Origin of the sequence: Methylobacterium sp. E-025 (assembly GCF_022829705.1) — a bacterium.
Taxonomy (GTDB): Bacteria; Pseudomonadota; Alphaproteobacteria; order Rhizobiales; family Beijerinckiaceae; genus Methylobacterium.
Map to the genome: position 1 here is coordinate 1 of NZ_JAKSYR010000107.1, position 2,440 is coordinate 2,440.

At 67.3% G+C, this 2,440-nt stretch carries 2 protein-coding genes; both read left to right on the plus strand.

Annotated elements, in window-relative coordinates; genetic code table 11:
• A partial coding sequence (locus tag MKK64_RS14435) for an ATP-binding protein (RefSeq protein ID WP_243935612.1) occupies positions 1–1,287 on the plus strand: 1,287 nt, incomplete at its 5' end.
• A gap of 370 nt (positions 1,288–1,657) precedes the next feature.
• A partial coding sequence (locus MKK64_RS14440; RefSeq protein ID WP_243935614.1) for a CHASE3 domain-containing protein occupies positions 1,658–2,440 on the plus strand: 783 nt, incomplete at its 3' end.

Here is a 2,440-nt window from a genome sequence, read left to right on the forward strand (position 1 = left end):
GACCCGGTCTCGTTCCCGCTGGTCTCGGTGATCGACAACACCGTCTCGATCGTCCGCGGCGGCGCGCTGAAGAGCAACCTGCGGATCGAGACCCGGATCGACCCGGATCTGCCCGCCTTCGTCCTCGGCGACGCGAGCCGCCTGCGCCAGGTGCTGCTGAACCTGCTGAACAACGCGGTGAAGTTCACCCCCGTCGGCTCGGTGACTCTCGTGGTCCGGCGCGAGCGCTCGGGCGCGCGCGGCCACGACCTGCGCTTCGAGGTCACCGACACCGGCATCGGGATCAATTCGGCGCAGCAGGACCGGCTGTTCAAGCGCTTCAGCCAGGTGGACGGCTCGATCAGCCGGCGCTTCGGCGGCACCGGCCTCGGCCTGGTGATCTGCCGCCACCTGCTCTCGCTGATGGGCGGCGAGATCGGCGTCGACAGCCGCGAGGGCGTCGGCTCGACCTTCTGGTTCACCCTGACCCTGCCCCCGGGGGAACGGACAACGATCGAACATCCTGTTGTAGCAGCGGATATCGAGATAGGTGGACGGCCCGTGCGGCTGCTCCTGGCCGAGGACGTGCCGCTCAACCAAAAGCTCGCCTGCGCGGTACTCGAGGCGCAGGGCTACGTGGTCGACGTGGTCGAGGACGGCGCCGAGGCGATCGTCGCGGTCGAGGCGGTGCTGAAGCAGGGGCGGGGCTACGACCTCGTCCTGATGGACGTGCAGATGCCGGTGATGGACGGCCTGACCGCGACCCGCCGCATCCGCGCCCTGCCGCCGCCGGCCTGCGAGATCCCGATCGTGGCGATGACTGCCAACGTGCTGCCGAAGCAGATCGACGACCTGCGCGCGGCCGGCATGAACGACCATGTCGGCAAGCCGTTCCGGCGCGCCGACCTCTACGCCACCATCGCGCGTTGGACAGGACCCCAGCGCGAGACCCACCCAGCGCTGGCGGCCGTGCCACCGGACGGCCAGGACGCCGTCCTCGACGGGGCAGTGTTCAGCGCCTTGAAGGAGGGGTTCGGGCTGGAACGGGTGGCGACGCTGCTCGACCTAATGGGCAGCGAGTTGCGCGACCGCTTCCGCTCCGACGAGGACGACCGGGTCCAGGTCGCCCACGACGCGCACGCGCTGGTTTCGGCCGCCGGCATGCTCGGCTTCACCCGCCTGTCGCGCCTGTGCCGCGAGATTGAGGTCGCCGCCAACGGCGACGCCGACCTGCGCCCGCTCATCCATCGCCTAGAAGTCCAGCGCGCCGAGGTGCTGGGCACCATCCATGAGCTGAAGGCAGCATAGCCCCTGCAAAGTCCGAGAGCCTGTCGCTCGCGTGGGAGATGGCGAAGGCTTACGGGAAACACGTCGCAAGGGCGCGGCTGGGGCTCGACCTATGACCAGGGTGGGATTCGCCCGCATCATGGATCAGTCAGGACACCGCGATCCGCGCACGGTGGTGGGCTACATCAGAAGGGCAAACGCTTTCAAAGAACACTCGGGGAGCGGGTTTCTGTAGGCGGGCAAGATCGGGTCAGCGGGGACTTATCCCGATCGCTGTCATCGTTTTATGAGATCCTCACAAGCTTGATTTGGCTGCTGATTTGGCCGACTGCGCTCGCGATGGCGGTTGCCGTAAGGCAGTGTCCGTAGGCCTGCGTAGGAACGCTCGAAAATGCCGAACACGTTTGGCCTCAACCGCACGCTTGGAGGTGCGATCGGCGTCATCGCGCTGGTGTCGGTTCTCAGCAGCGGGGCGATCTTAGCCACAGGCAACCACCTGCAGGATGCGACCGACGCCCTCGACCGCTCGACCCAAGTGGTTCGGGGGCTGGATGCCTTCCGCACCGCCATGCTGAACCAGGAGACTGGCCTACGCGGTTATTTGATCACCGGGCGCGAGAACAGCCTAGAGCCCTACCGCGCGGGGCGGCCGGCCCTGGACCAGACGATCACATATTTGAGGACCTTGATCGGCAACGATGCCGAGCGTTCGCGTCTGTTTGCCGATGCCGTGACGGCAGCGCGCGCTTGGCAAACCGACATCGGCGAAACCGCGATACGTCAGGCCGCGGATCCGAAGACGCGACCGGATGGGGTGCGTATCGAGGCCGAAGGCAGGGGCAAGCAGTTCTACGACACCCTGCGCAGCAAGCTCATCGCCATCGACAATCTGGAAGAACAGACTCGTGCGGCACAGGCCGCTCGCGTCACGCAGGCCGAGCGCAACGAGCGCCTCGCGCTCTGGGGCGGGACCCCGCCCACGCCCCTGATCTGCATCGGGATCGGGATCGCCATCAACCGCGTGAACGTCCGGCCGCTCGGGCGGGTGATGACCTTCGTCGAGCAGGTCGGTCAGGGCGCCCTGTCCGGGACGCTAGGGGACGGCGGCCACAACGCGCCAGGTCGCATCGGGCGTACGCTGAACGGGATGAGCTCGGGGCTTCAGAGTGTGCGG